The sequence below is a fragment of the Lacrimispora sp. 38-1 genome, from assembly GCF_049890855.1.
Lineage (GTDB): Bacteria > Bacillota > Clostridia > Lachnospirales > Lachnospiraceae > Lacrimispora.
Genome location: NZ_JBANEW010000101.1, coordinates 1 through 873, shown reverse-complemented (window position 1 = coordinate 873; position 873 = coordinate 1). Strand labels below are relative to the sequence as shown.

Below are 873 nucleotides of genomic sequence, written 5' to 3'. Positions count from 1 at the left end.
CGTTGCTGTCCGGCGCGATGGCCTGGCGGCGGCTGCGGAACCTGGATCTGGTCGCGGTACTGAAAACTCGGGAATAGGCGGCAGGCCCGACGCGGGGCCATAACGGGAGGCGGAGTAAGTGAAGGGCAGGATGCGGATATCAGGCAAATGGGTTTTCTGGGGCTTGTGTGCGGTGCTTGCAGCCGGTGTTGTGTTTCTGTCGCTACGCCCGGAGCCGGTATGGGTGGATCTGGCGACCGCGGAGCGCGGTGCCATGGAGGTGACGATTACCGAGGAGGGCAGGACCCGGGTCAAGGACCGGTATCTGGTCTCCGCGCCGGTATCCGGTTACCTCCATCGTGTGGTGCTGGAAGTCGGCGATGCCGTCATTCCTGGCGAGCTGCTGACCGAAGTCGATCCCATGCCCTCGGCCATTTTAGACGCGCGAGCGCGTGCCGAGGCGGAAGCGAAAGTGGCGTCCGCCCGTTCGGCACTCAACTCGGCCCGCCAGAAAGTGGCTGCCGCCCGGGCCGACGCCCGATTTGCCCAACAGGAACTGGACCGTCTGCAATCGCTCCGGCAACGGAGCGAGGGCCGGTTCGTTTCCGACGAGAAGCTGGAGCAGGCGCGCGCCACTGCGGATCGGGCGCAAGCCTTTCTGCGTTCCGCTCGATTCGATGAGGAGGTGATGGCACATGAGCTCGCGGCGGCCCGCACCCGTCTTGAAGTGTCTGCCGCCCGGGGCAACGGTCAGGGCAAGATCGAGCGGGTGGCGGTGCGTTCGCCGGTCAATGGCGCGGTGTTGTCGGTGGTGCGCGAAAGCGAGGGTGTGATTCAGGCCGGCGAACCGATTATTGAGGTTGGTGATCCCGGGGCGTTGGAAGTGGTCGTCGA

At 65.4% G+C, this 873-nt stretch carries 1 pseudogene; it reads left to right on the top strand.

The features are described 5' to 3' along the window. Nucleotides 1–118: 118 nt before the first annotated feature. Nucleotides 119–873, top strand: a pseudogene (locus tag V7D18_RS27495) (hypothetical protein); the annotation flags it as partial.